This window comes from Enterobacter cloacae complex sp. BZL2005 (assembly GCF_049238885.1).
Lineage (GTDB): Bacteria > Pseudomonadota > Gammaproteobacteria > Enterobacterales > Enterobacteriaceae > Enterobacter > Enterobacter roggenkampii.
In genome coordinates this window covers 21,673-48,257 of sequence record NZ_JBMKGI010000020.1, presented here as the reverse complement: position 1 = coordinate 48,257, position 26,585 = coordinate 21,673, and the positions used below count along the sequence as shown (strand labels likewise).

The 26,585-nt window shown below is 55.5% G+C and carries 27 protein-coding genes and 2 tRNA genes; 11 read left to right on the top strand and 18 right to left on the bottom strand.

Going from position 1 to position 26,585, the window contains the following annotated elements; translation table 11 throughout:
* Window positions 1–179 precede the first annotated feature (179 nt).
* The gene (locus ACOTXI_RS22335) at window positions 180–962 is read left to right on the top strand and encodes an MBL fold metallo-hydrolase (protein ID WP_008500606.1); all 783 of its coding nucleotides are present in this window, start codon (window positions 180–182) and stop codon (window positions 960–962) included.
* Between the two features lie 72 nt (window positions 963–1,034).
* On the top strand, window positions 1,035–1,670 hold the full coding sequence (locus ACOTXI_RS22330) for a carbonic anhydrase (RefSeq protein ID WP_023292639.1): 636 nt from the start codon (window positions 1,035–1,037) through the stop codon (window positions 1,668–1,670).
* Between the two features lie 28 nt (window positions 1,671–1,698).
* Here the strand turns inward: ACOTXI_RS22330 and ACOTXI_RS22325 are convergent, their stop codons facing one another.
* The 4 genes from ACOTXI_RS22325 to mdtK form a co-directional block, all read right to left on the bottom strand.
* A complete protein-coding gene (locus tag ACOTXI_RS22325) occupies window positions 1,699–3,294 on the bottom strand; it encodes an FAD-NAD(P)-binding protein (protein ID WP_058653703.1) in 1,596 nt (531 codons plus the stop codon).
* 119 nt (window positions 3,295–3,413) lie between these two features.
* Window positions 3,414–3,490 (bottom strand) — tRNA-Val (locus ACOTXI_RS22320).
* Window positions 3,491–3,494: 4 nt separating this feature from the next.
* A tRNA-Val gene (locus ACOTXI_RS22315) sits at window positions 3,495–3,571 on the bottom strand.
* Window positions 3,572–3,724: 153 nt separating this feature from the next.
* Window positions 3,725–5,098: an MdtK family multidrug efflux MATE transporter gene (gene mdtK, locus ACOTXI_RS22310; RefSeq protein WP_058653702.1), complete on the bottom strand. Its 1,374-nt coding sequence runs from the start codon at window positions 5,096–5,098 to the stop codon at window positions 3,725–3,727.
* 225 nt (window positions 5,099–5,323) lie between these two features.
* On the opposite strand from mdtK, the gene ACOTXI_RS22305 reads away from it, so the two are divergent.
* Complete coding sequence (locus ACOTXI_RS22305) at window positions 5,324–5,965, top strand: riboflavin synthase (protein WP_008500602.1); 642 nt, start codon at window positions 5,324–5,326, stop codon at window positions 5,963–5,965.
* 31 nt (window positions 5,966–5,996) lie between these two features.
* Here the strand turns inward: ACOTXI_RS22305 and cfa are convergent, their stop codons facing one another.
* Complete coding sequence (gene cfa / locus ACOTXI_RS22300; protein WP_008500601.1) at window positions 5,997–7,145, bottom strand: cyclopropane fatty acyl phospholipid synthase; 1,149 nt, start codon at window positions 7,143–7,145, stop codon at window positions 5,997–5,999.
* 298 nt (window positions 7,146–7,443) lie between these two features.
* The gene (gene punC / locus ACOTXI_RS22295) at window positions 7,444–8,643 is read right to left on the bottom strand and encodes a purine nucleoside transporter PunC (protein ID WP_058653701.1); all 1,200 of its coding nucleotides are present in this window, start codon (window positions 8,641–8,643) and stop codon (window positions 7,444–7,446) included.
* A gap of 114 nt (window positions 8,644–8,757) precedes the next feature.
* Here punC and punR point away from each other — a divergent pair, with 114 nt between their 5' ends.
* Window positions 8,758–9,669, top strand: a complete 912-nt coding sequence (gene punR, locus ACOTXI_RS22290) for a DNA-binding transcriptional activator PunR (protein WP_103786907.1) — start codon at window positions 8,758–8,760, stop codon at window positions 9,667–9,669.
* Window positions 9,670–9,686: 17 nt separating this feature from the next.
* On the opposite strand, the gene purR is transcribed toward punR, so the two are convergent.
* Entirely contained in the window at window positions 9,687–10,712 is a 1,026-nt protein-coding gene (purR, locus tag ACOTXI_RS22285) for an HTH-type transcriptional repressor PurR (protein WP_008500597.1), read from the bottom strand.
* Window positions 10,713–11,009: 297 nt separating this feature from the next.
* Between purR and ACOTXI_RS22280 the strand changes: the two genes are divergently transcribed.
* Window positions 11,010–11,099: a YnhF family membrane protein gene (locus tag ACOTXI_RS22280; protein ID WP_008500596.1), complete on the top strand. Its 90-nt coding sequence runs from the start codon at window positions 11,010–11,012 to the stop codon at window positions 11,097–11,099.
* 163 nt (window positions 11,100–11,262) lie between these two features.
* Window positions 11,263–12,429: an MFS transporter gene (locus tag ACOTXI_RS22275; protein WP_023327203.1), complete on the top strand. Its 1,167-nt coding sequence runs from the start codon at window positions 11,263–11,265 to the stop codon at window positions 12,427–12,429.
* Window positions 12,430–12,467: 38 nt separating this feature from the next.
* On the opposite strand, the gene sodB is transcribed toward ACOTXI_RS22275, so the two are convergent.
* Both sodB and ACOTXI_RS22265 read right to left on the bottom strand, forming a co-directional pair.
* Window positions 12,468–13,049 (bottom strand): superoxide dismutase [Fe], encoded by a 582-nt coding sequence (sodB, locus tag ACOTXI_RS22270; protein WP_021241127.1) that lies wholly within the window; start codon window positions 13,047–13,049, stop codon window positions 12,468–12,470.
* A 122-nt stretch (window positions 13,050–13,171) separates the two neighbouring features.
* Window positions 13,172–13,945 carry a C40 family peptidase gene (locus ACOTXI_RS22265; RefSeq protein WP_058653699.1) on the bottom strand — a complete coding sequence of 258 codons (774 nt, stop codon included), beginning with the start codon at window positions 13,943–13,945 and terminating at the stop codon, window positions 13,172–13,174.
* A gap of 338 nt (window positions 13,946–14,283) precedes the next feature.
* On the opposite strand from ACOTXI_RS22265, the gene grxD reads away from it, so the two are divergent.
* Entirely contained in the window at window positions 14,284–14,631 is a 348-nt protein-coding gene (gene grxD / locus ACOTXI_RS22260) for a monothiol glutaredoxin 4 (RefSeq protein ID WP_003832760.1), read from the top strand.
* 74 nt (window positions 14,632–14,705) lie between these two features.
* On the opposite strand, the gene rnt is transcribed toward grxD, so the two are convergent.
* The 5 genes from rnt to eptA form a co-directional block, all read right to left on the bottom strand.
* The gene (rnt, locus tag ACOTXI_RS22255) at window positions 14,706–15,365 is read right to left on the bottom strand and encodes a ribonuclease T (protein WP_008500592.1); all 660 of its coding nucleotides are present in this window, start codon (window positions 15,363–15,365) and stop codon (window positions 14,706–14,708) included.
* Between the two features lie 95 nt (window positions 15,366–15,460).
* Complete coding sequence (gloA, locus tag ACOTXI_RS22250) at window positions 15,461–15,868, bottom strand: lactoylglutathione lyase (protein WP_008500591.1); 408 nt, start codon at window positions 15,866–15,868, stop codon at window positions 15,461–15,463.
* 100 nt (window positions 15,869–15,968) lie between these two features.
* Entirely contained in the window at window positions 15,969–17,066 is a 1,098-nt protein-coding gene (locus ACOTXI_RS22245) for an alkene reductase (protein ID WP_058653698.1), read from the bottom strand.
* Between the two features lie 54 nt (window positions 17,067–17,120).
* Window positions 17,121–17,720 (bottom strand): TetR/AcrR family transcriptional regulator, encoded by a 600-nt coding sequence (locus ACOTXI_RS22240; RefSeq protein WP_058653697.1) that lies wholly within the window; start codon window positions 17,718–17,720, stop codon window positions 17,121–17,123.
* Window positions 17,721–17,761: 41 nt separating this feature from the next.
* Window positions 17,762–19,387, bottom strand: a complete 1,626-nt coding sequence (gene eptA, locus ACOTXI_RS22235; protein ID WP_058653696.1) for a phosphoethanolamine transferase EptA — start codon at window positions 19,385–19,387, stop codon at window positions 17,762–17,764.
* A 149-nt stretch (window positions 19,388–19,536) separates the two neighbouring features.
* On the opposite strand from eptA, the gene ACOTXI_RS22230 reads away from it, so the two are divergent.
* The 3 genes from ACOTXI_RS22230 (at window position 19,537) to sodC (ending at window position 21,320) form a co-directional block, all read left to right on the top strand.
* On the top strand, window positions 19,537–19,776 hold the full coding sequence (locus tag ACOTXI_RS22230) for a DUF1289 domain-containing protein (RefSeq protein ID WP_008500587.1): 240 nt from the start codon (window positions 19,537–19,539) through the stop codon (window positions 19,774–19,776).
* A 48-nt stretch (window positions 19,777–19,824) separates the two neighbouring features.
* On the top strand, window positions 19,825–20,721 hold the full coding sequence (locus ACOTXI_RS22225) for an aldo/keto reductase (RefSeq protein WP_008500585.1): 897 nt from the start codon (window positions 19,825–19,827) through the stop codon (window positions 20,719–20,721).
* A gap of 80 nt (window positions 20,722–20,801) precedes the next feature.
* A complete protein-coding gene (sodC, locus tag ACOTXI_RS22220) occupies window positions 20,802–21,320 on the top strand; it encodes a superoxide dismutase [Cu-Zn] SodC (RefSeq protein ID WP_008500584.1) in 519 nt (172 codons plus the stop codon).
* Here sodC and ACOTXI_RS22215 read toward each other — a convergent pair.
* Genes ACOTXI_RS22215 through ACOTXI_RS22205 form a run of 3 tightly spaced genes read right to left on the bottom strand, consistent with a single transcriptional unit; the run spans window position 21,299 to window position 24,431 of the window.
* Window positions 21,299–23,332, bottom strand: a complete 2,034-nt coding sequence (locus tag ACOTXI_RS22215; protein ID WP_023292628.1) for an FUSC family protein — start codon at window positions 23,330–23,332, stop codon at window positions 21,299–21,301. The genes sodC and ACOTXI_RS22215 overlap by 22 nt on opposite strands.
* Window positions 23,332–24,192: an HlyD family secretion protein gene (locus tag ACOTXI_RS22210; protein ID WP_058653694.1), complete on the bottom strand. Its 861-nt coding sequence runs from the start codon at window positions 24,190–24,192 to the stop codon at window positions 23,332–23,334. Before ACOTXI_RS22210 ends, ACOTXI_RS22215 begins: the two co-directional genes overlap by 1 nt.
* A 2-nt stretch (window positions 24,193–24,194) precedes the next feature.
* Window positions 24,195–24,431: a DUF1656 domain-containing protein gene (locus ACOTXI_RS22205; protein WP_039266199.1), complete on the bottom strand. Its 237-nt coding sequence runs from the start codon at window positions 24,429–24,431 to the stop codon at window positions 24,195–24,197.
* 186 nt (window positions 24,432–24,617) lie between these two features.
* Between ACOTXI_RS22205 and slyA the strand changes: the two genes are divergently transcribed.
* Window positions 24,618–25,058, top strand: a complete 441-nt coding sequence (slyA, locus tag ACOTXI_RS22200; RefSeq protein ID WP_021241135.1) for a transcriptional regulator SlyA — start codon at window positions 24,618–24,620, stop codon at window positions 25,056–25,058.
* Between the two features lie 35 nt (window positions 25,059–25,093).
* On the opposite strand, the gene ACOTXI_RS22195 is transcribed toward slyA, so the two are convergent.
* Window positions 25,094–26,455: a sensor domain-containing diguanylate cyclase gene (locus ACOTXI_RS22195; protein WP_039266200.1), complete on the bottom strand. Its 1,362-nt coding sequence runs from the start codon at window positions 26,453–26,455 to the stop codon at window positions 25,094–25,096.
* Window positions 26,456–26,585 lie beyond the last annotated feature (130 nt).

Sequence of the window (26,585 nt, the reverse complement as noted above, 5' to 3'; positions counted from 1 at the left end):
CTGATGATCTGTTCGTCGGAAAAACGCTTCTTCATGGGGATGTCCTCATGTGGCTTATGAAGACATTACTAACATCGGGGTGTACTAATCAACGGGGAGCAGGTCACGCCAGCAATGTACCTCGCAGCACATAAGGATAATCCCTGCCATACTCAGTGCTTTATCACTGAGGAGCGCTCATGATTACACTCTGTAGAACCTGCGGTACTTCTTATGAGGGAACGCCGGAGAGATGTGCCATTTGCGAGGATGAACGTCAGTATGTTCCGGCCAGCGGCCAGGCGTGGATCGATTACGCGACGGTAACGGCGACACACGCCAACAAATGGCAGCAGCTGGAGCCGCAGTTATTCAGTATCAAGACGGTACCCGCTTTTGCCATTAACCAGCGGGCACTCCTCCTGCGTACCCCCCACGGTAACATTCTCTGGGACTGCATCGCCAACCTTGATCCTGCAACCCAAACGCTCATCGCCGCACTCGGCGGCCTTCGCGCGATTGCGATTTCGCATCCGCACTATTACACCACGATGCAGGAGTGGGCCGCGGCTTTCGACGCGCCGGTCTATCTGCACGTAAGCGATAGCGAGTGGGTGATGCGCGACAGCCCGGCGATTCATTTCTGGGATGGCGATGCGCTGGAGATAGTACCGTCGGTTACGCTGCTGCGTCTCGGCGGGCATTTTGCGGGCGGAACGGTACTGCACTGGCAGGAGGGCGAGGGCGTTTTACTGGCGGGAGACATTTTGCAGGTGACCCCAGGGAAAGAGGCCGTGTCGTTCATGTGGAGCTACCCGAATATGCTACCGCTGCCTGCCCGTACGGTTGAGGACGTTACCCGGCGCCTGGCGGGAAAATCGTTCGCCCGTCTTTACGGCGCGTTCGAAGGGCAGAACATTCCGGCAAACGCCGATGACATCGTGCAGCGGTCGGGCCAGAAATATATTGCTTGTCTCAAGTGAAGCACGGTGGGTAAACTTTGCGAGTGTGATCTCGATCATGCCTAAACGAAAACAGATAAAAGAGAAATTGCTATGCAACATATCATTGAAGGTTTTCTCAGCTTTCAAAAAGAGATTTTCCCGCAACGTAAAGAGCTCTTTCGCAGTTTAGCGTCCAGCCAGAATCCCAAAGCGCTGTTTATCTCCTGCTCCGACAGCCGTCTGGTCCCTGAACTGGTCACCCAGCAAGAGCCGGGACAACTCTTTGTTATTCGTAATGCTGGCAACATTGTTCCACCGTTCGGGCCGGAGCCAGGCGGCGTCTCTGCAACTATCGAGTACGCGGTAGTGGCGCTGGGCGTGACCGACATCGTGATCTGCGGCCACTCCAACTGCGGCGCGATGAAGGCGATTGCCGATAACGCGAACCTGGAGCCGATGCCTGCTGTATCGCACTGGCTGCGCTATTCCGACGCGGCAAAAGCCGTGGTAGAGAAAAAAAGCTGGGATAAGCCGATCGATAAAGTGAATGCGATGGTGCAGGAAAACGTCTTTGCGCAGCTCAGCAACATCAAGACCCACCCGTCCGTCGCGGTGGGCCTGCGTAATAACTCGCTTCGCCTGCACGGCTGGGTATACGACATTGAAAGCGGCAAAATTCTCGCCCTGGATAAAGCGACGAAAACCTTCGTCTCGCTGTCTGAAAACCCGGAAGTGTTCTTCGAATAATCTCGCGTTGCAGGGCATGGAAGCCCTGTCAGTTCTCCACGTACGGTAACCGACGCCGTATACCTGAGGCCGGTTTTTCAGCCGCCTTCGCCATCGCTTCTGCAATCTCCGCACACTCTGCCAGCCCCTGAACGAAGGGACGATCGTGCATCAGCCACGGTATTGCGCCGAAGGCGATGCGCCCACGAACCGTTTCTGGCGCTTGTAACGTGTAATCCTCGCCGATGTCGGGGATCTCATCGCCCGTCTCCTCAAGCTGTCTGCGCAGCGATGGGAAAGGCAAATCGTTTGTTTTAAGCGGCTTTTGCCCGCGCGCATCAATAAAGACGTCGAAACGATAAACGGTCTCTTGTGTGGTGATGACTGTCCGATTGCTGCCGGCATCAAGCGTGTAATCATCGCCGAGCGCCGCCACGCTAATGATGCCGGCCTCGCGAAGCGCAAGCAGCCTGCGAATAGACTGCGGCGGGATGGCAGCATAATTGTCGATAAACACGCGAGCCAGGCCCTGCTTAAAGCGTTTTCTGTCCTGCTCGCTAAGATGGGGAACGATCTCCTGAACGACCTCATGCAGCCGAAGCACGGTGTAGCGCCACGCCACGGTACGGCGCTCGCGTTTATTGCGTTCAACCTCGTTGAGATTTTCTTCCGCCCAGGTAAAGGGCCCGTGGCGCTTACGATCCTCAAACCAGGCCTCACGAATGGTGTCCGCATTCAGCGTATACAGAGACATTTTCTCGCACCACGCCGGGTCGGCGAGTTCAAGCTCTTTCACCATCAGGGCAAAGACTCGGTCAAGCAGGCCATCCGGTCCTTTGGCTATCTCGCTTTCCACTACGAATTCGGTCAATACCGACAGCGGTTCATAAGGGATGGGGCAGTAAAAATCGGCTTCCGGCAGAATGCCCGTCCGGGACATCAGCGTAATGTTTAACCCTTCGCTGCCGCTGTCGAGGATGAATTTACCGTCACGAAACTCGCCGTGCTGCATCACCACCGCCATAGCCGCGTCCAGACCGCTCAACGAGGTGCCCATAATGCCCACGCGGCAAGGGGGAATGCGGGCGTCCATCAGGCCGGACCACGGGCTTGGGAAGAACGTGCGCGTGGCTTCATCCTCCTCTGGCCAGACGTGGCCGGTGGCAATAACCGCCAGGTCGAATTTATCCGCTAATGTGCGGTCATTGACCGAAATCGTCACGCCGGTTGTCGAAGGGTTGATGTCCGTTATCTTCGCGGATTCATGGACCTCAACCTGGAACCCCAGCTTTTTCGCCTCTTTTACGATTGAACGAAAGCTGTCGCGAAAATACTCTCCCAACAGGAGCCTGGGCAGGAACTGCCGATCGTGCAGGCTGGCTTTATCAACTTTAAAGCGCGCCAGATGGTCGTCGCTTTGCTCCTTAAGCCAGTCGAGGTAGGTCATAAAAATGGGCGGGATTTCAATGCTCGCAATGTTCGCCAGCATCAGCCGGGAATTATCGTCATCGTTATAGGGCATGCCCACGCCAGCTTCATCGGCCTGTTCAAAGACGGAAACGGAGAGTGGGGTATTGTTATTAAGCAGATGATAAAAGGTGTAAATTCCCGTGGGGCCGGAGCCGATAATCGCGATCTTCTTCATCAACACGTTTCCTGTGTTTTTTTCCATAGGAAAAGCGTAGCAGGAGAATAATGATGAAAATAAGGGATTAAGAAAATTCAGGGTAATTGAGGAGAATTTGCACCATTTCAGGACTGAAATGGTGCGTCCGAGTGGACTCGAACCACCGACCCCCACCATGTCAAGGTGGTGCTCTAACCAACTGAGCTACGGACGCAGAATGGTGCGTTCAATTGGACTCGAACCAACGACCCCCACCATGTCAAGGTGGTGCTCTAACCAACTGAGCTATGAACGCAACGTGTTGTCGGTGACAACGGGGACGAATATTAGCGGCACAGCACCGAGGTGGCAAGAGGGAAAATGCAATTTTCTCTCTGATTTCACGCGATTGCTGTATTACCGCGCAAAGTGAAGAGAAAGTAGCCGCCGGGGGGCGGCTACTGCGTATTTAACGTGCAGCGCGTTGCAAAATGATCGTGGATGGCTGGCGCTGCAGGAAGCGCATGCGCAACATCATCATAATTGCCGCCGACGTCAGGCCGATGATAAAGCCCATCCAGAACCCCGCCGGTCCCATGCGGTCAACCACCAGGTCGGTCAGGGCCAGAATATACCCACACGGCAGACCCAGCACCCAGTAGGCGATGAAGGTGATAAAGAAAATGGAACGCGTGTCTTTATAGCCGCGCAGCACCCCGCTGCCAATCACCTGGATGGAGTCCGAAATCTGGTAAATCGCGGCCAGCAGCATCAGGTGCGAGGCCAGCGCGACGACTTCCGGATTGTCGTTGTAGAGCAGGGCAATCTGCTCGCGCAGCGCCACGGTAAAAAGCGCCGTGCAAATGGCCATGCAGACGCCGACGCCCAGTCCGGTGCGCGCGGCGGTTTGCGCATCGAGCGTCGAGCCTTGCCCCAGGCGGAAGCCTACGCGAATCGTCACTGCTGCGGCCAGCGACATCGGCAGGACAAACATCAGGGAGCTGAAGTTGAGCGCAATCTGGTGCCCGGCGACGTCCACAATGCCCAGCGGGGAGACCAGCAGGGCGACCACGGCAAACAGGGTCACCTCAAAGAACAGCGCAAGGGCAATCGGCAGCCCTAGCTGCACCAGGCGCGTCATGATGTTCCAGTCCGGCGTGCTGAATCTGTTCTCGTTACGAATATCGCGCATGGAGCGGGCGCGCTTCACGAAGGTAAGCATCGAGAAGAACATGACCCAGTAAACGGCTGCCGTTGCCACGCCGCAGCCGACGCCGCCCAGCTCCGGCATCCCGAAATGACCGTAAATAAAGACATAGTTAACCGGGATGTTGACCAGCAGCCCGATAAAACCCATCACCATGCCGGGCTTGGTTTTCGCCAGGCCTTCACACTGGTTACGCGCCACCTGGAAAAAGAGATAGCCCGGCGCGCCCCAGAGCAGCGCGCGCAGATAGCCCACGGCTTTGTCCGCCAGCGCCGGGTCAATATTATGCATAGCGCGAATGATATGGCCCGCGTTCCAGAGCACCACCATGATCAGCACGGAGACAAACCCTGCCAGCCAGAAACCCTGGCGAACCTGATGGGCGATGCGCTCGCGACGGCCTGAGCCATTGAGCTGAGCGATAACAGGCGTGAGCGCGAGCAGCAGACCGTGACCGAACAGGATGGCCGGAAGCCAGATTGACGTGCCGATAGCCACGGCCGCCATGTCGGTGGCGCTGTAGCCACCTGCCATTACCGTATCCACAAATCCCATTGCGGTCTGGGCCACTTGCGCGATGATCACTGGTATAGCCAGTGCCAATAACTGGCGCGCTTCATTCATGTACTTCTGCACGTGAACACCTTTATTTTGTAGTTATTTGAGAGACTAAAAAAGCCGCCGAAACGGGCAGCAAGAAGATAATGCAGGGGGGTGCCAGCTATTGTAGCGGGCTTTAGCTATTTATCTAGTGAAAAAATCGCCAGAAAATGCGCTCCGCTGGCAACCTGTTTTTCCAACTGTTATTGTGGAGGGATTAAACGGTGTCATCACCGTTCGGAAAAAACAGGAGTTGTAAGCATGTTTACTGGTATTGTGCAGGGCACTGCCAAAGTAGTGTCCATTGATGAAAAACCTAATTTCCGTACTCATGTTGTTGAGCTGCCGGAATATATGCTTGAGGGCATCGAAACCGGTGCCTCGATTGCCCATAACGGCTGCTGCCTGACCGTGACCGAAATTAACGGCAACCAGATTAGCTTTGATTTAATGAAAGAGACGCTGCGGATCACTAACCTGGGCGAGCTGGTGGTAGGCGATACCGTCAACGTTGAGCGCGCGGCGAAGTTCAGCGATGAGATTGGCGGCCATTTGATGTCCGGGCACATCATGACCACTGCCGAAGTGGCGAAAATCGTGACCTCGGAAAATAACCGTCAAATCTGGTTTAAAATGCAGGACCCGTCATTAATGAAATACATCCTCTATAAAGGATTTATTGGCATTGACGGGATTAGCCTGACGGTGGGAGAAGTGACGCCAACGCGTTTTTGCGTGCATTTAATTCCTGAAACGCTGCAGCGCACCACGCTGGGCGCGAAAAAATTGGGGCATCGCGTGAATATCGAAATCGATCCGCAAACCCAGGCGGTAGTCGATACGGTGGAGCGCGTGCTGGCAGCAAAAGAAGCCGCAATAATAAAGACCGCAGAAGAAGAATAAAAAATAACCCCGGCTATCCGGGGTTATTTTTTTAGCGTGCGACACGCAGTCCGTGTTCAATCCCCCGGCTGAATACCACCTGCCAGAGCTGAATATCCCGTGCGCGAAACGCCCCCGCGCAGGCATTCAGATAATAGCTAAACATCCGTTTAAATCGTTCTGAATAGTTGTCCGCAATCTCGGGCCAGGCTTTCTGGAAACGTTCATGCCATGCCATTAAGGTGGTGTCGTAGTCCGCGCCAAAGTTATGCCAGTCTTCCATCACGAAATGGGATTCACTGGCGTTGGCAATCTGGCGAACGGACGGTAAACAACCATTCGGAAAGATATATTTATTGATCCACGGGTCAACGTTGTTGTCGGTCCGCTTAGAGCCGATGGTGTGCAGCAGGAAGAGGCCGTCCGGTTTCAAATTACGATCCACCACCTCAAAGTAGGTGTCGTAGTTTTTTGGCCCCACGTGCTCGAACATGCCGACGGAAACGATCCGGTCGAACTGCTCGTTCAGGTCACGGTAGTCCTGCAGCCGGATATCCACGTCAAGACCCTGACAGCGCTCCCGCGCCATTTTTTGCTGTTCCGCTGAGATCGTCACGCCGACCACGCTGACGCCGTAGTGCTTCGCCATAAAATACGCCAGCCCGCCCCAGCCGCAGCCGATATCCAGCACGCGCATGCCGGGCTGTAGCTGCAGCTTCTCGCTGATCAGGCGCAGCTTGGCCTGCTGTGCTTCCTCAAGCGTCGACGCGTCTTTCCAGTAGGCGCAGGAGTATTGCATGAAAGGGTCCAGCATGCGGCTGAACAGGTCGTTGCCGAGATCGTAATGTTCTTTGCCGACGATCCAGGCGCGTTTTTTACTTTGCAAGTTAAACAGTCGGGCAGAGGCGACACGCAGGGTGTCTTTCAGATTGCGGGGGAGTTGATTTTCCAGACCGGCACGCAACACGCTGGCAAAAAAGATATCCAGACGTTCGCACTCCCACCAACCGTCCATATAACTTTCTCCCAGGCCTAACGATCCTTCCCGCAACACGCGTTTAAAAAAGTCGGGATGCTTAACCTGGGGATCGGATGGCGAAGATCCGTTGATAGTGATGCCTGCTCGACCTAACAGTTCACTGACGATCCGGGACCAGTTGTCGTCCGGAACGCTGACTTCTTCTATACACGATGAACTCATAGCTTCTCCATCACCCTGATGTGATCAGAACCTTCAAACAGCGTAGACGCTTTTTTTGGTTTGTGAGAAATCTCACGGTAAATACCGCGAGGCTAGTATCCGACGTAGAACAGAGGAAGGGAGATAACCCTTGCCGAAATGCCTTCCATGGTAAAACGGGAGCACTCCGGCTCCCGTTAACACTTAATATTTATCGTATTTAATCGAACCAGATTTAGTATAGGCCTCAAAATTTGGTGATTCAATAGAAAATTGTTAGCAACCTAATCACTGAAATGTAACATGATTTCTGGCGCAATCAGGCATGCGAAGTTTCCACCTGCGCGCCGTTATCCTGCTCGCGCTGCGCGGACGCCTGCATGCGGTAACCCAATACCGCCAGCGCTACGGTGAACAGCATCACGCTGGTGGTGGTCAACAGCGGCGTGGCAATCAGCGCTGAGACCACCAGACTTGCGAGGAAGCACAGACCCAGCTGCAGGGTATTTTGCAGCGCGGCGGCGCGGCCTGTCGCCTGCGGGAATGGACGTAATGCCTGTGCCACCACGATCGGGTAGATCGCTCCGTTTGCCACGGCCATCACGCAGAAGGGGACCAAAATTTCAGCCAGACCCGCGCCCGGAATAAACCCGACGGCCCAGGTGCCGATGACGCTCAGCGCATAGAGCACCAGCAGCCAAGGCAGCATCTGCTGACCTTCCCATTTTTGCAGCGCCGCGCGGCAGCCGTACCCGCCCACCAGGAACGCGATGGTCTGCGGAACATAGCTCAGACCGATGGCCGCCGGGCTGTAGCCCATATCGTGCAGAATAAACGGCGAGCCGGTGAGCCACGCGAAGAAGCTGGCCGAACAGGCGGCATAAATCAGGACATTCCCGCGATACGCTTTGGCGCTCAGCAGGGAGGTGAAGGTAATCGGCTTCGCGTCGGCATGCGCCTCTTTTTTATGCGCGGGCTTAAGGGCAAACGCCGGCAGCATCAGCACCAGCGTGATGGCAAACAGCGTGGCAAAAATGGCCTGCCAGTCAAAGTGCGCGAGGATCCAGCTGCCCAGCAGCGGAGCCAGGGCAGGGGAAAGACCCACCAGCGGCATAATGGTGGCGAAAATACGGTTTGTGCGGTTAGCCGGGTAGTAGTCGGTCACCAGCGCCTGCCAGGTCACCGCCGCAGCACAGACGCCCACGGCCTGAATAAAGCGCAGCACCAGCAGCCAGGTAGCATCGCGCACCCACAGCATCCCCAGGCAGCCCACGGCAAAAATGGCCAGACCCAGCAGCAGTACCGGTTTACGGCCAAAGCGATCCGAGAGCGGTCCCCACAGGAGCTGCGCGAAAGCAAAACCGGCAAGGAACAGACTCAGGCTGGCGCTGATGGCCGCCGCAGGGGTTTGCAGGTCTTCCTGCATCGCGGCAAACGCGGGCAGGTACATGTCGGTGGCCAAAAAGCCCAGCACGCTTAAGCCGCCGAGCCAGACTAAAAATCCTTTCCTGGGTTGCATTCTCTTATTCTCCTGAGGAGGCAGGTGTACGTTGGCGCAGAGTGTAGGGAGTGCAAAGCGGCTTGTGAAACGCTAATATTTGGCGGGTGCATTCAAATTTTTTGCAGGCAGAAAATGTGGTCAGCTTATTCTCTTGAAGTGGTCGATGCTGTTGCGCGTAACGGCAGCTTTAGCGGTGCAGCGCAGGAGTTGCACCGCGTCCCTTCGGCCATCAGCTACACGGTGCGTCAGCTTGAGGAGTGGCTGGCGGTTCCGCTGTTTGAACGGCGGCATCGCGACGTGGAATTAACGCCCGCAGGCGCGTGGTTTTTGAAGGAAGGGCGTTCTGTTATCAAAAAAATGCAGATCACCCGCGAACAGTGCCAGCAGATCGCCAACGGCTGGCGGGGACATATCTCCATCGCTGTGGATAACATCGTGAAGCCGGAACGCACCCGGCAGATGATCGTGGATTTCTATCGTCATTTCTCTGACGTTGAGCTGCGGGTCTCGCAGGAGGTGTTCAACGGGGTGTGGGATGCGCTGGCGGACGGCAGGGCGGAGATGGCGATTGGCGCTACGCAGGCGATCCCGGTTGGGGGACGTTACGCCTTTCGCGACATGGGGATGCTGAGCTGGAAATGCGTGGTGGCACGCGATCATCCCCTGGCGGCGATGGACGGGCCGCTGAGCGACGATACGCTGCGTAACTGGCCCTCGCTGGTGCTGGAGGATACGTCCCGTTCACTGCCCAAGCGTATCACCTGGCTTCTGGACAACCAGCGGCGGGTGGTGGCTCCTGACTGGGAATCATCGGCGACGTGCCTCAGCGCCGGGCTGTGCGTCGCGATGGTGCCCGCTCATTTTGCGCGTCCGCGCATCGATACCGGAGAATGGGTTGAACTGACGCTGGAGAATCCGTTCCCGGACGCGGCCTGCTGCCTGACCTGGCAACAAAATGATGTCTCGCCCGCCATGGCCTGGCTGCTGGATTATCTGGGGGACAGCGAAACCCTAAACCGGGAATGGTTACGGGAGCCAGGGTAGCTGGCCCCGTAAAGGGATTAACGACGGTAGTCGCGGAACGGACCGTCCGCAACGGAACGGCGTTCAATCAGGCGCGGGTGAACTTCAATGGACTGCGACTCTTCGCGCTTGTTGACGATTCTGTCCAGCAGCATATTGAAGGCCGTTTCGCCCAGCGAATCTTTTGGCTGGTGAATGGTTGTCAGCGCCGGGGTGAAGAAGCGCGCGTTGCGCACGTTGTCATACCCGATCACGGAAATATCCTGCGGTACGCGCAGACCCAGCTCATCGGCGGCGCAGAGTGCGCCCATGGCCATGATGTCACCGCCGCAGAAAACGGCGGTCGGGCGGTGCGGCTGGGAAACGATCTGCTGCATCGCGCGGTAGCCTGATTCCGGCTCAAAGTCGCCCTGCACGATCCAGTTTTCCGGCACGGTGATGAGCGCTTCTTCCATCGCTTTCATAAAACCGGCCAGACGGCCCGCGCCGGTGTTACGCTCCAGCGGACCGGGGATCACGCCAATCTCGCGGTGACCGCGTTCGATCAGGTAACGACCCGCCATGTAACCGCCTTCGAAGGCGTTGTCGATAACGGAGTCGGTGAAGTCCGCGCGCGCTTCACCCCAGTCCATGACCACCATGGGGATATGGCGATACTCTTCCAGCATCGACAGCACGGATTCCGGGTACTCGGAACACATGACCAGCAGGCCATCGACGCGCTTTTGCGCCATCATCGACAGGTAGGCGCGCTGTTTTTCTATGCTGTTCCACGCGTTGCCCAGAATCAGGGTATAGCCTTTCTGGAAGCAGTTCTTCTCTACCGCTTCAATGATCTCGGCAAAATAGGCCGCTTCACTGCTGGTCGCCAGCAATCCAATAGATTTGGTGTGATTAACCTTGAGGCTGCGCGCAACCGCACTTGGCGAATAGTGCAGCTCTTTGATCGCTGCCCAGACGGCGTTGCGCGTCTCTTCCGCCACGAAGCGGGTTTTGTTAATTACATGTGATACGGTTGTAGTGGAAACGTTTGCGCGTTTTGCTACGTCTTTAATTGTTGCCATTAAATGTCACTCCAGACCATATCCTAAACTCCTGAAAAACTTGAAGGTAAACGTTTGCCTTCTCTCACCCTTATCACGCAATCTAGAATTGCGGCACGCCGGGAAAACGACACGGGACGTCAGGAGGGGGTCAATGGCCGGTACGCTAATAAATTTAGCGTGGAATTTTGTCCTATCTTGATGAAAAGGGGAAGAGGTAAAGTGTTTATCAGCCTAAATCCAGGAAGATTTTTGACGTAAATTATGCAAAAATGAGCAGGCTCACTTTTCGTGGGGGGATTAAAAGGAGAAAAATTGATGAGTTCCGATCTGAAGTTTTCGCTGTTCACCACCGTGGTTGTGCTGGCTCTGATTGTCGCGGCGGGTCTGACGGCCGCGCTGCACTGATTTACGCGGAGGGAGAGCCTTCTCCCTCCCGCTCCCCCCGATTGTTACTCCTAAGGCAAAAATCTTTTGCCATTTTGTTAACTTCTCATTTTTTGTGATTGATGTCATGCTTTCCGCTTCTTTGTTCTGTGTCACCACATGACACGGCATCCGGAGTTGACGCATGAAAATCAATTTTCCCCTGCTGGCCCTGGCGATTGGCGCTTTTGGGATTGGCACCACTGAATTTTCCCCGATGGGGTTACTGCCCGTTATCGCCCGCGGCGTGGACGTCTCGATCCCTGCGGCCGGCATGTTAATCAGCGCCTACGCCATTGGCGTGATGGTGGGGGCGCCGCTGATGACGCTTCTTCTTTCACACCGCGCGCGCCGCAATGCGCTGATTTTCCTGATGGCGATTTTCACCCTCGGCAACGTGCTTTCGGCCATTTCGCCGGACTACACCACGTTGATGCTTTCGCGTATTCTGACCAGCCTTAACCACGGCGCGTTCTTTGGGCTGGGGTCGGTTGTGGCGGCAAGCGTGGTGCCGAAACACAAGCAGGCCAGCGCCGTAGCCACCATGTTTATGGGCCTGACCATCGCTAACATCGGCGGCGTTCCTGCGGCAACCTGGCTGGGCGAGGTCATTGGCTGGCGGATGTCCTTCCTGGCGACGGCCGGACTGGGCGTGGTCGCGATGGTGGCCTTGTTCTTCTCCCTGCCAAAGGGCAGCGCCGGAGAACGTCCGGAAGTGCGTAAGGAGCTGGCAGTGCTGATGCGCCCGCAGGTGCTCTCCGCGCTGCTGACCACCGTGCTGGGGGCAGGGGCGATGTTTACCCTCTACACCTATATTTCACCGGTGTTGCACGATATCACCCACGCAACGCCTCTCTTTGTGACCGCGATGCTGGTGCTGATTGGCGTGGGCTTCTCGATTGGCAACTATCTCGGCGGGAAATTTGCCGACCGTTCCGTGAGCGGAACGCTGAAGGGCTTCTTAACCCTGCTGATTGTTATCATGATCGCCATTCCGTGGCTGGCGCGTAACGAGTTTGGTGCCGCGATCGCAATGGTCGTCTGGGGGGCTGCAACGTTCGCGGTGGTGCCACCGCTGCAGATGCGCGTGATGCGTGTCGCGCATGAAGCGCCGGGCCTCTCATCCTCGGTCAATATTGGCGCCTTTAACCTGGGCAATGCGCTCGGTGCGGCGGCCGGTGGGGCCGTGATTTCCGGTGGGATGGGATACAGTTTTGTGCCGGTGATGGGGGCGATTATTGCCGCGCTCGGTCTGCTGCTGGTGATGATGTCGGGTCGTAAACAGCCAGAAGCAGCCTGCGCTGCGGAATAAACCAAAAACGCAGAAGGGCGAGCCCTTCTGCGTGTCTCTTACGCGGCGAAGTTCTTCGCCACAAAGTCCCAGTTGACCAGTGCCCAGAAGTGCTCCAGGTAGTTAGGGCGCGCGTTACGGTAATCGATGTAGTAAGCGTGTTCCCATACGTCCACGGTCATCAGCGGCTTCGCGCTGGTGGTCAGCGGGGTGCCTGCGTTAGAGGTAGACACGATAGCCAGTTTGCCATCCGCCTCTTTGACCAGCCACGTCCAGCCTGAACCGAAGTTCTTGATGGCGGCATCGGTGAACTTCGCTTTGAATTCCGCGAAGCTGCCAAAGGCGGCGTTGATGGCGGTAGCCAGTTCACCGACAGGTTCGCCACCGGCGTTTGGCGCCAGGCAGTGCCAGTAGAAGGTGTGGTTCCACACCTGAGCGGCGTTGTTGAATACGCCACCCTCAGCGCTGCGCACGATCTCTTCCAGCGTTTTGCCTTCAAAATCGGTGCCCTTGATCAGGTTATTCAGGTTGGTGACGTACGTCTGGTGATGCTTGCCGTAGTGATATTCCAGGGTTTCCGCAGAAATGTGCGGGGCCAGGGCGTCTTTTGCATACGGTAGTGCAGGTAATTCGAACGACATTGCTTCTCTCCTTATTGTATTTTGTGTTGCCAATAACCACACAGACAACAGGGACAGGATAGCAAATTGAAAGGGTATGCAAAAGAGGAACTTACCCTGCCACGGGTGTGGCAGGGCAGGGGTTAGCGAATGGTTTTCGGCGTCATCACGCGACGCGCGCCAACGTAATGACGCACCCAGTAGTCTTCCCTGAGCGAGGTGATCTGAATATCCTGGCCGCTACGCGGTGACTGGATGAATTTTCCGTTGCCGACATAGACGCCAACGTGGTCAGCCGTCCCGCGGCCCTGCGTGCGGAAGAAGACCAGATCGCCGTTCTCCAGCTCTCCTCGGTTGACCGGGGACGCGTCGCGCAGGTGGTACATCTCGTTGGCGGTGCGCGGAATGCGGAACTTGACCAGATCTTTATAGGCGTAATAGACGAGGCCGCTGCAGTCAAAACCGGTACGTGGCGAAGTCCCGCCCCAGTGATACGGTTTGCCAATCTGCCCCATCAGCTTGTTCATTGCGGTTTTTTGCGCTTTCTGCACGCGTACTTTATGCACTTCCGCTATTTTTGTGACCTTGGTGCATTTCGCCTTATGGCCTTTACGCGCGATGCATTTTTCAGTCACGAGGTTAGCGGCGGTTTGCGAAGCTTTACTTTTGGCGGTGTGGGCAGTGCGGGAAGAGGTGGTTTTCGTCTTGCTGGAAGCGGTTTTTTTAGTCTGTGTGGTTGTCTTTTTCTTGTCGTTCTTAGCGGTGGTTTTTTTCTTACGTTCTGTGGCTTTCACCAGATGGTTTTTTTGTACAGCAGAATGCCGCGCCTGCTGAGAGGCGTTTGCCACTGGCGTGAAGGTGAGTGAAGTAAACAGTAAAGCACAGAGCGTGATCGAGATTTTATTTATCCGCGCCACTGGGCAGTCCCCTGATAAATGCAGGTCATCAATAATACCCGCGTGTGATTTACAAAGCCCGTCGATTCTAATCCATAAAAAGCCAGAAAGTTAATACCATTTTTCAATCTCTAATCCTGTTTCGTTAGCAAGTGCAAAAAAATTCATCGTTCTGTCGTACATTTGCCTATTCCCTAAGCAAAACCCTGGCCGCCGCAGGGGTAAACACCATTTGCAATGCAACTTTTCGTGACTCGGGGTAGAATGTCTATACGTGACAAAAATGTTATTTTCCGATGCCAGTCTGAACCGCTACAATGTCAGACGAATGCCGTAACAGAAGTTAAAGGAAGCAAGACATGAGCACCACTATTGAAAAAATCCAGCGCCAGATCGCTGAAAACCCGATTCTGCTGTATATGAAAGGTTCTCCAAAGCTGCCAAGCTGCGGCTTCTCCGCGCAAGCGGTTCAGGCGCTGTCTGCCTGTGGTGAGCGTTTTGCTTACGTTGATATCCTGCAGAACCCGGACATCCGCGCTGAGCTGCCTAAGTACGCGAACTGGCCGACCTTCCCACAGCTGTGGGTAGACGGTGAACTGGTTGGCGGCTGCGATATCCTGATTGAAATGTATCAGCGCGGCGAACTGCAGCAGCTGATCAAAGAAACCGCGGCGAAGTACAAAACGGAAGAGCCGGACGCAGAGTAACTTTCTGCGGAAATAAAAAAGCGACCTGCTATGTGGTCGCTTTTTTTTGTCGGGTGCCGCTGCGCTTACCCGACCTACGATTGGCGCTCGGCCTCATCATCCATCGGCAGCGGCCAGCCGCCCAGACGCTTCCAGCGGTTGACGATCTCACAGAACAGCTCTGCGGTACGCTCCGTGTCATACAGCGCGGAGTGCGCCTGCGTGCCGTCGAACGGAATGCCAGCCGTAATACAGGCCTTTGATAACACCGTTTGTCCCAGCGCCAGGCCGCTCAGCGCGGCGGTATCGAAGGTCACAAACGGGTGGAAGGGGTTGCGCTTGAGCGCGGCCCGCTCGGCGGCAGCCATGGTAAAGCTGTGATCGAAGGTGGCGTTATGGGCCACCATAATGGCGCGGCTGCAGTTGCTCTCTTTCATGCCTTTACGCACCATTTTAAAAATGGCGTGCAGCGCGTCATATTCACTGACGGCACCGCGCAGCGGGTTATGCGGATCGATACCGTTAAACGCCAGCGCTTCCGGCTGTAAGTTTGCCCCTTCGAAAGGTTCAACGTGGAAATGCAGCGTGGTGTCCGGTGTAAGCCAGCCCTGTTCATCCATCTTCAGCGTGATGGCGGCAATTTCGAGCAGCGCATCGGTTTTAGCGTTAAATCCGGCTGTTTCTACATCAATCACAACGGGATAAAAACCACGAAAACGGTCGCACAGACCGCTAAATTGAGCGTTATCGGACATCAGGGTCTCTTACATGGGGAAAAAGCAGAGCGCATTATGGCAAATTTTGCGGGGTGATGCAGTAAAACTACGGGCGCACGTTGCGCCCTGAGGGATCAGTTGCCCAGACCGCGACCGGCGTCTTTGGCTTCAATCAGCTCGATTTTGTAACCGTCCGGATCTTCCACAAACGCAATCACGGTGGTGCCGCCTTTTACCGGGCCCGCTTCGCGCGTAACGTTACCGCCATTTTTGCGAATGCGTTCGCACGCGTCGGCCGCGTTGTCCACTTCCAGCGCGATATGGCCGTAGGCCGTGCCCAGCTCATAGCTGTCAACGCCCCAGTTGTAGGTCAGCTCGATCACCGCTTCATCCGTTTCCGGGCCGTAACCCACGAACGCCAGCGAGTATTTGTATTCCGGGTTTTCGCTGGTGCGCAGCAGCTTCATGCCCAGGACGTTAGTGTAGAAATCGATTGAACGTTGCAGGTCGCCAACGCGCAGCATGGTGTGAAGTAGGCGCATAATTTCCTCATTAACCAATGGAATAAAAAAGCTTTTTGAACAGAAACGATGTTTTAGTATAGCGGCGAAGTGTCGCCGCTATCAATGAACAATGGCGAGATTACAGAGAAGGGTAGTCGGTGTAGCCTTCCGTGCCGCCGCCGTAGAAGCTTTCCGGACGCTGCGGGTTCAGCGCCGCTTTTTTCTGCAGACGAGCAACCAGATCCGGGTTGGCGATGTAGTCGCGGCCAAACGCGACGGCATCAATCAGCCCTTTGCCGATCAGGTCTTCGGCTTTCTCTGGGGTATAGGCGCCTGCACCGATGATCACGCCGTGGAAGCGCTCGCGCACTTTCTGGCGGAAGGCTTCAGTGTAAGGCTTACCGCCGGCCCAGTCAGGCTCGGACATGTGCAGATAGGCAATACCGCGCTTGGCCAGCTCTTCAATCAGATAGAGCGCGTCCGCTTCCTCGTTCGGGCCGTTGTCGACGTTCTGGAAAGACCCAATTGGGGAGACGCGGATCCCGATACGGTCCGGGCTCCACTCATTGCATACCGCATCCACCACTTCCAGCACCAGACGGGCGCGGTTTTCGACGCTGCCGCCGTACTGATCGGTGCGATGGTTTGACGACGGTGACAGGAACTGGTGCAGCAGATAGCCATGCGCGGAGTGCAGCTCAATCAGGTCAAAGCCGGCTTCACGGGCGTTGGCTACGGCCTGACGGAAGTCGTTAACAATCCCCGGGATTTCGTCCAGCTCCAGCGCGCGCGGCATAGAGGTATCCACGCGGATCGCATTGCCGTTTTCATCGCGCAGGGACGTACGGGTATTGGCGCTCAGGGCCGACGCGGAGACCGGTGCCTGACCGCCAGGCTGGATACTGCTGTGAGAGATACGACCGGTGTGCCACAGCTGAACCGCAATGCGGCCCTCTTCAGCGTGAACGCCTGCGGTAATTTTCTGCCATGCGGCAATCTGCTCCGGGCTATGGAGGCCCGGCGCACCGGCGTAACCCTTCGCTTGAGCAGAGATCTGCGTGGCTTCCGTAATGATAAGGCCAGAGCTTGCGCGTTGACGGTAGTATTCGCCCATCAGCGGGGTTGGGATGTCACCCGGCTCAATGCTGCGCAGACGGGTCAGCGGAGCCATGAACACGCGGTTTGGCGCCGTGACGGCACCCACTTTCAATGGGGTAAACAGTTTTTCAGCTGACATAAAGACTCCTGAGTAGACCAGTCGACTAGTAATAAAGTAAATAAAAAGCGCCCGTTATACGCCAGGCGCAGTAATGCTGTTTTGCACATGTGCCAGCGCGCTTTCCAGCGGCAAGGCACTGCGCGAAATTTTTGCCTGCAGATTGGCCCCTAACCACAGGGAATAGAGCACCTGAGACTGCATTAAGGGGTCGCCGGTAAAGGCCAGCGTTTTTTCGTCGCGGCCTTTTTCCAGCGCCTGGGCCAGCAGGGCGATCACGCCGCGGGCACCCTTATCCATCGCCGAGCGCATATCTTCGGAAAGATCGCACACCTCGGCAGACAGCTTGACCGTCAGGCATCCGCTGATAATGCCCTGCTGACAGAACTGGTTCAGCGTTTCCTGATAGTAGTTCAGAACACGATCCCGATAGTTTCCTTCACCCGACGCAAAGTGGGTCGCCAGACGCTGGTGGTAGCCCGTGTAATGACGCTCCAGCATTGCCACGCCAAAGGCCTCTTTGGACCGGAAGTAGTGATAAAACGACCCCTTCGGTACCTCAGCGGTTTTTAATAACTCGCTCAACCCCATACCGGTAAACCCGCGATGCATGCAAAGACGCTCGCCGGTTGCCAGGAGATGTTCGCGGGTATCGTGTTCAGTATTTCTGCTCATGGCCGCACTCTAATAGACCGTTCGGTCTAATGCAAGCGAGTTTATTGCCGACATGTGCTCAGAATATCCAGCTGCTGTTGATAAACGTTTGATTTCACGTCCATCATACCCAGTACGGTCGAGAACAAATTGTCCTGGGAAACCGCATTTTTTGCAGCGTGGTCGCGTAAACACTGTTCATTGATGCCAAAGTTTTTCGCGTAGTCGGGTGACAGCCAGAACATAAACGGAATGTGCGTTTGCTGCTCCGGCGCCAGCATGTACGGCGTACCGTGCAGATAAATGCCGCTTTCACCCAGTGACTCACCGTGATCCGAGAGATAAATCAGGGCGGTGTTCATGCTTGCCTGGCGCGCTTTCAGCGCATCAATGGTTTTGCTGACCATGCTGTCGGTATACAGGATGGTGTTGTCATAGGTATTCATCAGCGCCTGATGGTCGCAATCCTGAATTTCATTGGTGTTGCAGGTTGGGGTAAATTTACGGAAATTGTCCGGGTAACGGCGATAGTATGCCGGACCGTGGCTCCCCATCAGGTGGATAACCAGCACCGTGTCCTGCTTCAGACCATCCAGCACGTTGTCCAGACGGTAGAAATTCACATCATCAATACAGGATTTGTCTTTGCAGAACTGATCCAGATTCCACTGCGTCATATCGGTATGCGGTACGCGATCGCAGGCGCCTTTACAGCCGCCGTCGTTGTCGCGCCAGAGCAGGTTGATACCTGCATGCTTGAGCACATCGAGCAGGCCTTCCTGATGGTGAGCCAGGTCGGCATCGTATTTGCTGCGCGTCATGCCCGAGAACATGCACGGAACGGAAACGGCGGTTTCGGTGCCGCAAGAGGAGGCCTGCGGGAAGTTAATCACATCCTGCTTTTTCAGCTCCGGGTTCGTTTCACGATCGTAACCATTCAGGGAGTAGTTCGCCGCGCGAGAGGCTTCCCCAACGACCAGCACCAGAACGGTTTTCTTTTGCTGGCCGGAAATCAACGGTCCTTTATGGGCATCTTCGCCAATCCGCACCAGCGTTTGATCGCCGGCAAACCAGCGCATTTTGCTGTACTTCACCACGGCGCTGACATAGTTGGCCGGGGTCACCATTTTGACGATGCTTTTGTTGTTGCGAAACAGCGACGCGTAATCTTTATAAAACAGCGCCGCAATCAGGATAATCACCAGCAGGGCACCGAGCATCGCGGCGACGCGCGTCAGCAGGGCATACCACCATTTCCCGGTACGAATGCGGGTCAACGCCAGCACCACGGAGGGAACGAGGCCTGCGATAACAATCCACAGAATCATCTGCGGGGTCACCAGGGCTGTCGCTTCCTGAGAGTTGGTTTCGAACACGTTCACAATCATGTTCTGATCGATCACCGCGCCGTAGGTGTACATAAAGTAGGTAGCCGCGGCGCATCCGACCGTTAAGACGATCAGCAGCGGCTTACGGATATAGGGGATATTCAGCAGGCTAAAGACAATCACCCAGCCGCAAAACAGCACCAGCGGTACGGACGCGGCAAAGAGGATGTCGTGCAGGTGCGCAGGGGCAATAATGGCCCAGCTGCGCTGGATAAACAGCCCGTTGATTAGAGTAAAGAAGAGTGCACAGCCCAGAGTAAATTTAATATCGTTACATTGTAACTTTTTGATTAACCACATCGATCGGTAAACCTGTCATTGTCATGATGGGCCGAGTATAAAGAAGGAAGATTAGTGAAACCTTAATGCCACAAATCTGTGGTATGGGCCTTGCACGTGGCGCGTTTAGCGTCTTCACTGTAGGTGAGAGTGGTTATCCGGAGGTGAGTGTGGCAGAGCAGCTGGAGTTTTTCCCCATCCAGAGCCCGTGCCGGGGGATTTGTCAGGTGGATGAACGCGGATATTGCCGCGGGTGCATGCGTACCCGCGATGAGCGTTTTAACTGGCAAAACTTTAGCGACACGCAAAAGCAGGAGGTGTTACGCCTCTGCCGTCAGCGTCTTCTGCGCAAAATACGCGCAAACAAAGCCGGTGAGACCGAAGAACCCCAGCAACCTTCACTTTTTTAACACGGTAATTGCGTATACTCATGACATCACGTCCTTGAGGAAAATGTTATGGTTCAGCGAATTACCCTTGCCCCCCAGGGGCCAGAATTCTCCCGTTTTGTGATGGGCTACTGGCGCCTGATGGACTGGAATATGTCCCCCCTCCAGCTGGCGAGCTTTATTGAAGAGCATATCGATCTGGGCGTTACCACGGTCGACCATGCGGATATTTACGGTGGCTATCAGTGTGAAGCCGCATTCGGCGAGGCGCTCAAGCTGGTTCCGGCACTCCGCGACCGCATGGAGATCGTCACGAAGTGCGGGATTGCCACCACGGCAAAACCGGAACACGCCCTTGGGCATTACATCACCGACAGCGCGCATATCATCAGGAGCGCTGAGCAGTCTCTGGTCAACCTGGCGACCGACCGTATCGACCTGCTGTTAATCCATCGTCCGGACCCGCTCATGGATGCCGATGAGGTGGCAGAAGCCTTCCTGAACCTGCATCAGAGCGGCAAAGTGCGTCACTTTGGCGTTTCCAACTTTACCCCGGCGCAGTTTGCGCTGCTTCAGTCTCGTCTGCCGTTTACCCTCGCTACCAACCAGGTGGAGATCTCCCCGGTACATCAGCCGCTGCTGCTGGACGGGACTCTCGACCAGCTGCAGCAGCTGCGCATTCGCCCGATGGCCTGGTCATGCCTGGGAGGCGGACGCCTGTTCAATGATGATGAATTCCAGCCGCTGCGTAACGAGCTGGACACCATCGCCCGCGAGCTGAACGCGGAGAGCATCGAACAGGTGGTTTACGCCTGGATCCTGCGTCTGCCGTCAAAACCGCTGCCGATTATTGGTTCTGGCAAAATTGAACGCGTGCGTTCTGCACTGGCCGCTGAAGAGCTGCAGATGACCCGCCAGCAGTGGTTCCGCATCCGCAAGGCTGCGCTGGGTTACGACGTGCCATAAACCGCCAGAAGATGACTTTCCGGTGAAATCTTTGCCCCTGGTATACACTTAAGGGGCAAAAAATAACCAGCGGAGGTCATATGAAGCGTTTTGCTCTGGCAATGGTCGCGCTGGTTGTTTGCGCAGGGGCGCAGGCAGCCAGCGACGAAGTGGAAATGAATCTCGTCACCTCTCAGGGGGTAGGTCAGTCCATCGGAACAGTGAAAATCACGGAAACCGATAAAGGACTGGAGTTCGCTCCCAACCTCAAAGCACTCCCTCCCGGTGAGCATGGTTTTCATGTTCACGCTAAAGGAAGCTGTCAGCCCGCGTTAAAAGAGGGGAAACCGTCGGCTGCGGAAGCGGCAGGCGGTCACCTTGACCCGCAGCACTCCGGCAAGCATGAGGGCCCGGAAGGCATGGGACATCTGGGCGATCTGCCCGTGCTGGTGGTCAATAACGACGGTAAAGCCACCGATCCCGTTGTCGCGCCGCGGCTGAAAAAGCTGGATGAGGTGAAAGGCAAAGCGCTGATGATCCATGTCGGCGGCGACAATATGTCCGATCAGCCTAAACCGCTTGGCGGCGGCGGGGCGCGTTATGCCTGCGGCGTGATCTGATCTCCAATCGTACCCGGCGGTGGTGCCTGTTCCAGCTGCGACAGCGAGCAGTGCAGCCGCCAGATTATCGAGGCCAAATCGCGGGCGGCGGGGAGATGATGTCGTGCAAGCGTATCGCAGATCCGCTGCAGTTCATTCAGCGTGGCTTCCAGCGGCCGCTGCTGGACCCCGCGTTCGCTCATGACATCACGCAGCAGGGAGATGCAAACGTCACGCACCTGCGACAGCGGGTCGGAACGCGTTTCCCACCCGCGAAGCTGCCAGACCACGTGCGAGCAGTTCAGCAGCACCACGCCCCAGCGCAGCAGCCAGCGCCGGGAAAGCGCGTCCTGGCTGTTATTGAGCTGGCTGACGTGATGATAAACCAGCGATTCATACTCACTCTCACGAAGATGCGGCTTGCGGCTGAGCTGGTCGACAAACCCCCGGCGTAACTCCCGGATATGCCTGCGGCTTTTGCGGGCATCGGAGCCGGGACGCAGCACCGCGAAGGCCAGCCACGCCAGCCCCACGCCAAGGATCTTTGCCAGGTTGTCATTGAGAAAATCGGCGTAATCGTACACCGGTGGATTCGTCACGGAGATAAACGAGCCCATAAAGACAATCAGCTGTCCCCACAGTCCCGCCAGCTTCGGCATCTGCAGCTTGAGTAGCTGCATGGTGGTCAACAGCGGAAAGAGGAACAGCAGGAACTGCCAGAGATCGCTTATCTGCACCATCAGGCCAAATTTCACCACGAAACTGAACAGCGACAGCAGCACCAGGGTGCGCAGCAGGAGCGTCAGCGAGTTAAACGGCGAGGCCGCGACGGAGTAAAGCACGCAGCTGATGGCGGCGAGCGTCAGGGCCGCCGTACCGGACTCCCACTGCGTGGTGATACTCCACGCGCCCACCAGCATCAGCGCGCAAAAGGTGCGAAAACCGCTCCACAGCGCTTCCAGGTAGTCGGTATGGCGGGCGAGAGCCGGGCTCCCGGGAACGTTGAACTCCGTGACCGGCGTGGCGTTCTCTACCGCGTTAATCCAGCGGCTGCTGCGCAGGTAGAGTCGGCAAAAGTAATTCAGACGCTGCCAGAAGGCGCGATGGCGATAATCATATTCATCCACCGGGGCGAGCGGGGCGATTATTCGCGCGACCGTGTAGATGTCTGCATCCGGGCGCGCAAGGGTTGCGAGCAGCGTTTCAATCACCGCGCGCGTGTTTTCCGGCGGCGTTGGCCAGTTGAGCAGCATCCGGCGCAGGCTGGAGATGGCGCTGGTCATGCGCAGCTGCTGGTGCAGCAAATAGTTAAGCAGGGTGTTCTGACGGCGAAAGCGGTAGTGGCTCCAGAACGCCTGAATACGCAGCAGATTCATTGTCAGGATCTGTCCTATCACCTTTTCATGGGCGAGACGGATCTCATCGCTGGTATCCGGTTGCCACAGCAGGCTCGCGTGCTCAAGCAGCCGGGTGTGCATGGTTTTAAGGGCGGTGATGAGTGCGGTGCCGTCGGAAGTGCTGGGGAGGATCATCATCATAAATCCGCCGCAGAGGATCCCGACAATCACTTCGCAGACGCGCGCCTGTGCAATATCCCACAGCTCGGTGGTATCGAGCACATTCACCACCGGGAAGGCAATAATGGCGGCGGTATAGCCCGCCAGCTGGAAAGCGTAGGCGACGTTGTTGGTGAAATGGGCGCAGGCCCAGGTACAGCATCCCAGCCATGCCGCCATGCTCAGGAGGAACAGCCATGGGTCGTTCAGCGTGTGGCCGGCGATAATTAACGCCGCCGTGGCACCCAGCAGGCTGCCGGCGATACGCCCAAGGCTTTTACTGATCACCCCACCAACGGTGGGAAAACTCACCACTGCGGCAGAGGTCATCGCCCAGTATGGCTCATCCAGGTTCAGGTAATAGGCGACGGTCAGCGCCAGACACATGGCAATGCCGTTACGCAGCGCGTAGCGCCACTGAGGACGCGTCGCTTTCATCCACGGCGAGTTTTGCCAGGAGAGCGCCTGCAGCTTCATTAAGGGGTTCCGATGGAGACAGTGCAGGTGGTGCCGGATACCAGCGTGATGCCCTGCGGTAAATGGTCAAACTCCACGCGAACAGGCACGCGTTGAGCGAGACGCACCCAGGGGACGTTCGGCTTGATATCCGGCACCAGGCTGGAATCTGTTTCAACGCTTTGATCGTAAATGGCGCGACCAATGCTGGAGACGTGACCCTGTAACCTTTGCGAGCCGCTGTACAGCGTAATCGCTGCTGGCGATCCCTCGCGAATATGCCGAAGCTTGGTCTCTTCGAAGTAGCCCACTACGTAGAAGGAGTGGTTGTCGACCAGGGCGAAAACGGGCTGTCCCGTGGTGGCATAGTTACCCACGCGGGCGGAAAGGTTGGTCACCCATCCATCGACAGGGGCGGTAATCACGGTTTGGGTCAGCTCCCACTGCGCCTGCTTCAGCGTCGCCTCAGCCACGTTGACGCTCGCCTGCATCGCCTTAACGTTGAGGTTGGCGGTGTCTAAATCTTCCGCGGAGATGTAGTTTTGCGACAGGTGACGGCGGCGGTTGGCCTCGTTGTTGGCCTTTGCCAGATCAGACTGGGCTTTTGCCAGCTGCGCCTGGGCATTCAGAATCGCGATATGGTACGGCGTGTCGTCGATTCGGAATAAAACCTCTCCCTTTTTAACGTACTGGTTATCCTTAACCAGCAGCGACGTAATGCTTCCCGATACCTGCGGGGTAATGCTGACCTGCTCAGCGCGAATCTTACCGTCACGCGTCCAGGGCGTCTGCATGTAATAATTCCAGAGCCACCATCCGGCGAACAGCGCAAGGACCAGGACAAACAGGGTGGAAAAGTACTTCAGCGTTTTCAGGGGCATAGTCACCACACGATCAGAACAGCAAGGCCCAGGCACACGGAGAGGGCAAACAGGGAGAGATCCATCAGCATGGGATGCCAGATTTCGCCGGAGTACATCCAGTCGCGAAGCAGGCGATGCGCGATGAGCCAAAGAATAAAGCCCACCAGCACGGCTTTAAACAGAGGGGGAAAGTAGACTGACGCACCGAAGATCAGGTCCTGGAGGGGTAAACCCTCTGAGCGATGAAAAAAGGTCACGAGCAGAGATCCTTTGCAGTGAACAGAATGCCGTGTTGGCTTGTCTGAGTATGAAGAAGCATCACAATTCAGTGTAAGTCATACTTTTGAGTTAGATGAATGCAGTATTGCATTTGTTTTGCCATTACAAATGCTGCACACTATTCTAAAATCAGTATAATAACTTAGCAAGCTAATTATAAGGAGATGAAATTGGAATCGCCATTAGGTTCTGATCTGGCAAGGTTGGTACGCGTCTGGCGTGCTCTGATTGACCATCGCCTGAAACCTCTGGAATTGACGCAGACGCATTGGGTCACGCTGCACAACATTCATCAGCTGCCGCCCGACCAGTCGCAAATTCAACTGGCAAAAGCGATAGGCATTGAGCAACCGTCACTGGTGCGCACGCTTGACCAGCTGGAAGAGAAGGGGCTGATCTCCCGACAAACCTGCGCCAGCGATCGTCGCGCCAAGCGGATTAAACTCACTGAGAAAGCGGCGCCTATCATTACTGAAATGGAAGCTGTGATTACCAAAACGCGCGGTGAAATCCTTTCAGGCGTTTCACCGGCGGAGCTGGAAATGCTCATTAGCCTCATTGCTCGCCTTGAGCAAAACATCCATGAGCTACAGTCTCGCGACTGATCAACACTAAGGCCTTGCAGCAGCAAGGCCTTTTTTTACTTAAAGACCACCACTCGATTACGGCCTGTCTCCTTCGCTTCATACATCGCCTTGTCGGCACTCTCCACGCACGCTTCTGCGGTCACGGACGATGACGTCGCCGTAAATACTCCCATGCTGATGGTAATCGGCTCAGGTAGCTGCCCTCCGCTGCTGGTTTTATCAAAGCTGCTTAGCTTCAACCGAATACGTTCCGCCACCTGGTGGGCTGCATCTGAAGAGGTGTTGGCCAGCATCAGCACAAACTCCTCACCGCCGATTCGAGCCGCGATGTCCTGCGGGCGTACGGAATCCATTAGCAGATTGGCGACAAACTGTAAGACTTTGTCTCCCTGAAGGTGGCCATAGTTATCGTTGATACGCTTGAAGCGGTCGAGATCGCTGACGATAACCGAAACTGGGCGGCTGGGTTTCGCCATGTCCAGCGCCTGGTTTAACGATTCATAAAAATAGCTGCGGTTATACAGGCGCGTAAGCGGATCGCGAATCGAATTTTGATATGACTGCTGATATTTTAAATGGGAATCACGGTACAGCATGAAGACGTCGTAGAGCAGTACAAAAATAATCATCAGCGTAGCGACGGTTTCAAATAGCCGGGCGCGATACCACGATATATCTTCAGCATGTCCGCCTACTAACAGCATAGCGAGCGTGACGATATAGCAAACGCACAGGAAATTTCCGCCTACCCAGAATAAATTGCGCACGCGCGTGACAAACATCAGCGTTACTAATGAAACCACCCAGAAGACAATTAAAGAAATATTTATGCATTGGCTCCAGAGCACCATAAACTGACGGGTTTCGTTATCAACCAGGTCAATGGATAACAAGGGCGAGTGACTGGAATATATCCAGGCCAGTCCCACAACGCAGGCGGTAAAGAGAAACGCCCCGCTCACAATTGAGATATGTGCCAACCGTGAAAAGGGGTAATCGCGCGTAGGATAGAGTATTGCCGCAACGATGAACAACACCGCCATTAAAAAGTGGCGGAACATAAAGTAGATCATCGCATCGTTGTAGTTCACGACGTTGAACTGATAGAGGTTCAGCCACGCTGGAAAGCTGGACAGCGTTCCGACCATCAACAGTGCCGAACCGGCAAAGGCAAAGGCGATCGCAATCAGATAGAGCCGCCGCTTATCACACCAGTATTTCATTGCCATAAAGCAGGCAATAAACAGGTGAAACACGAGTAAAAAAATGGTGAGCGTAGGGAACAAAAGAGGCGAGAAGGAGGGAACCCATTCAACCACTTTTGAAAAGAGAGCTTGTAATATTCCGATGACGACAAGGCAACCGAAACAGAACGAGATATAACGACCTTTTAGACAACGACTATTCGCAAGCATATAAGTTTTTACAAAATGAGAAATAAATTATGAAGAGGTAATTGCGAAGAGTCTAAGCAAGTAATGCAATAAATACTTTGCGCGGAGACAATATACGATGAGATTAAATATTTGTGGGGCGAATATATTT

Excerpts from the sequence above, each read along its gene's own strand:
- ACOTXI_RS22335 (WP_008500606.1), top strand. The coding sequence starts at position 180 with ATGATTACACTCTGTAGAACCTGCGGTACTTCTTATGAGGGAACGCCG.
- ACOTXI_RS22330 (WP_023292639.1), top strand. The coding sequence starts at position 1,035 with ATGCAACATATCATTGAAGGTTTTCTCAGCTTTCAAAAAGAGATTTTC.
- ACOTXI_RS22325 (WP_058653703.1), bottom strand. The coding sequence starts at position 3,294 with ATGAAGAAGATCGCGATTATCGGCTCCGGCCCCACGGGAATTTACACC.
- ACOTXI_RS22305 (WP_008500602.1), top strand. The coding sequence starts at position 5,324 with ATGTTTACTGGTATTGTGCAGGGCACTGCCAAAGTAGTGTCCATTGAT.
- cfa (WP_008500601.1), bottom strand. The coding sequence starts at position 7,145 with ATGAGTTCATCGTGTATAGAAGAAGTCAGCGTTCCGGACGACAACTGG.
- punC (WP_058653701.1), bottom strand. The coding sequence starts at position 8,643 with ATGCAACCCAGGAAAGGATTTTTAGTCTGGCTCGGCGGCTTAAGCGTG.
- punR (WP_103786907.1), top strand. The coding sequence starts at position 8,758 with ATGTGGTCAGCTTATTCTCTTGAAGTGGTCGATGCTGTTGCGCGTAAC.
- purR (WP_008500597.1), bottom strand. The coding sequence starts at position 10,712 with ATGGCAACAATTAAAGACGTAGCAAAACGCGCAAACGTTTCCACTACA.
- ACOTXI_RS22280 (WP_008500596.1), top strand. The coding sequence starts at position 11,010 with ATGAGTTCCGATCTGAAGTTTTCGCTGTTCACCACCGTGGTTGTGCTG.
- ACOTXI_RS22275 (WP_023327203.1), top strand. The coding sequence starts at position 11,263 with ATGAAAATCAATTTTCCCCTGCTGGCCCTGGCGATTGGCGCTTTTGGG.
- sodB (WP_021241127.1), bottom strand. The coding sequence starts at position 13,049 with ATGTCGTTCGAATTACCTGCACTACCGTATGCAAAAGACGCCCTGGCC.
- grxD (WP_003832760.1), top strand. The coding sequence starts at position 14,284 with ATGAGCACCACTATTGAAAAAATCCAGCGCCAGATCGCTGAAAACCCG.
- rnt (WP_008500592.1), bottom strand. The coding sequence starts at position 15,365 with ATGTCCGATAACGCTCAATTTAGCGGTCTGTGCGACCGTTTTCGTGGT.
- gloA (WP_008500591.1), bottom strand. The coding sequence starts at position 15,868 with ATGCGCCTACTTCACACCATGCTGCGCGTTGGCGACCTGCAACGTTCA.
- ACOTXI_RS22245 (WP_058653698.1), bottom strand. The coding sequence starts at position 17,066 with ATGTCAGCTGAAAAACTGTTTACCCCATTGAAAGTGGGTGCCGTCACG.
- ACOTXI_RS22240 (WP_058653697.1), bottom strand. The coding sequence starts at position 17,720 with ATGAGCAGAAATACTGAACACGATACCCGCGAACATCTCCTGGCAACC.
- eptA (WP_058653696.1), bottom strand. The coding sequence starts at position 19,387 with ATGTGGTTAATCAAAAAGTTACAATGTAACGATATTAAATTTACTCTG.
- ACOTXI_RS22225 (WP_008500585.1), top strand. The coding sequence starts at position 19,825 with ATGGTTCAGCGAATTACCCTTGCCCCCCAGGGGCCAGAATTCTCCCGT.
- sodC (WP_008500584.1), top strand. The coding sequence starts at position 20,802 with ATGAAGCGTTTTGCTCTGGCAATGGTCGCGCTGGTTGTTTGCGCAGGG.
- ACOTXI_RS22215 (WP_023292628.1), bottom strand. The coding sequence starts at position 23,332 with ATGAAGCTGCAGGCGCTCTCCTGGCAAAACTCGCCGTGGATGAAAGCG.
- ACOTXI_RS22210 (WP_058653694.1), bottom strand. The coding sequence starts at position 24,192 with ATGCCCCTGAAAACGCTGAAGTACTTTTCCACCCTGTTTGTCCTGGTC.
- slyA (WP_021241135.1), top strand. The coding sequence starts at position 24,618 with ATGAAATTGGAATCGCCATTAGGTTCTGATCTGGCAAGGTTGGTACGC.
- ACOTXI_RS22195 (WP_039266200.1), bottom strand. The coding sequence starts at position 26,455 with ATGCTTGCGAATAGTCGTTGTCTAAAAGGTCGTTATATCTCGTTCTGT.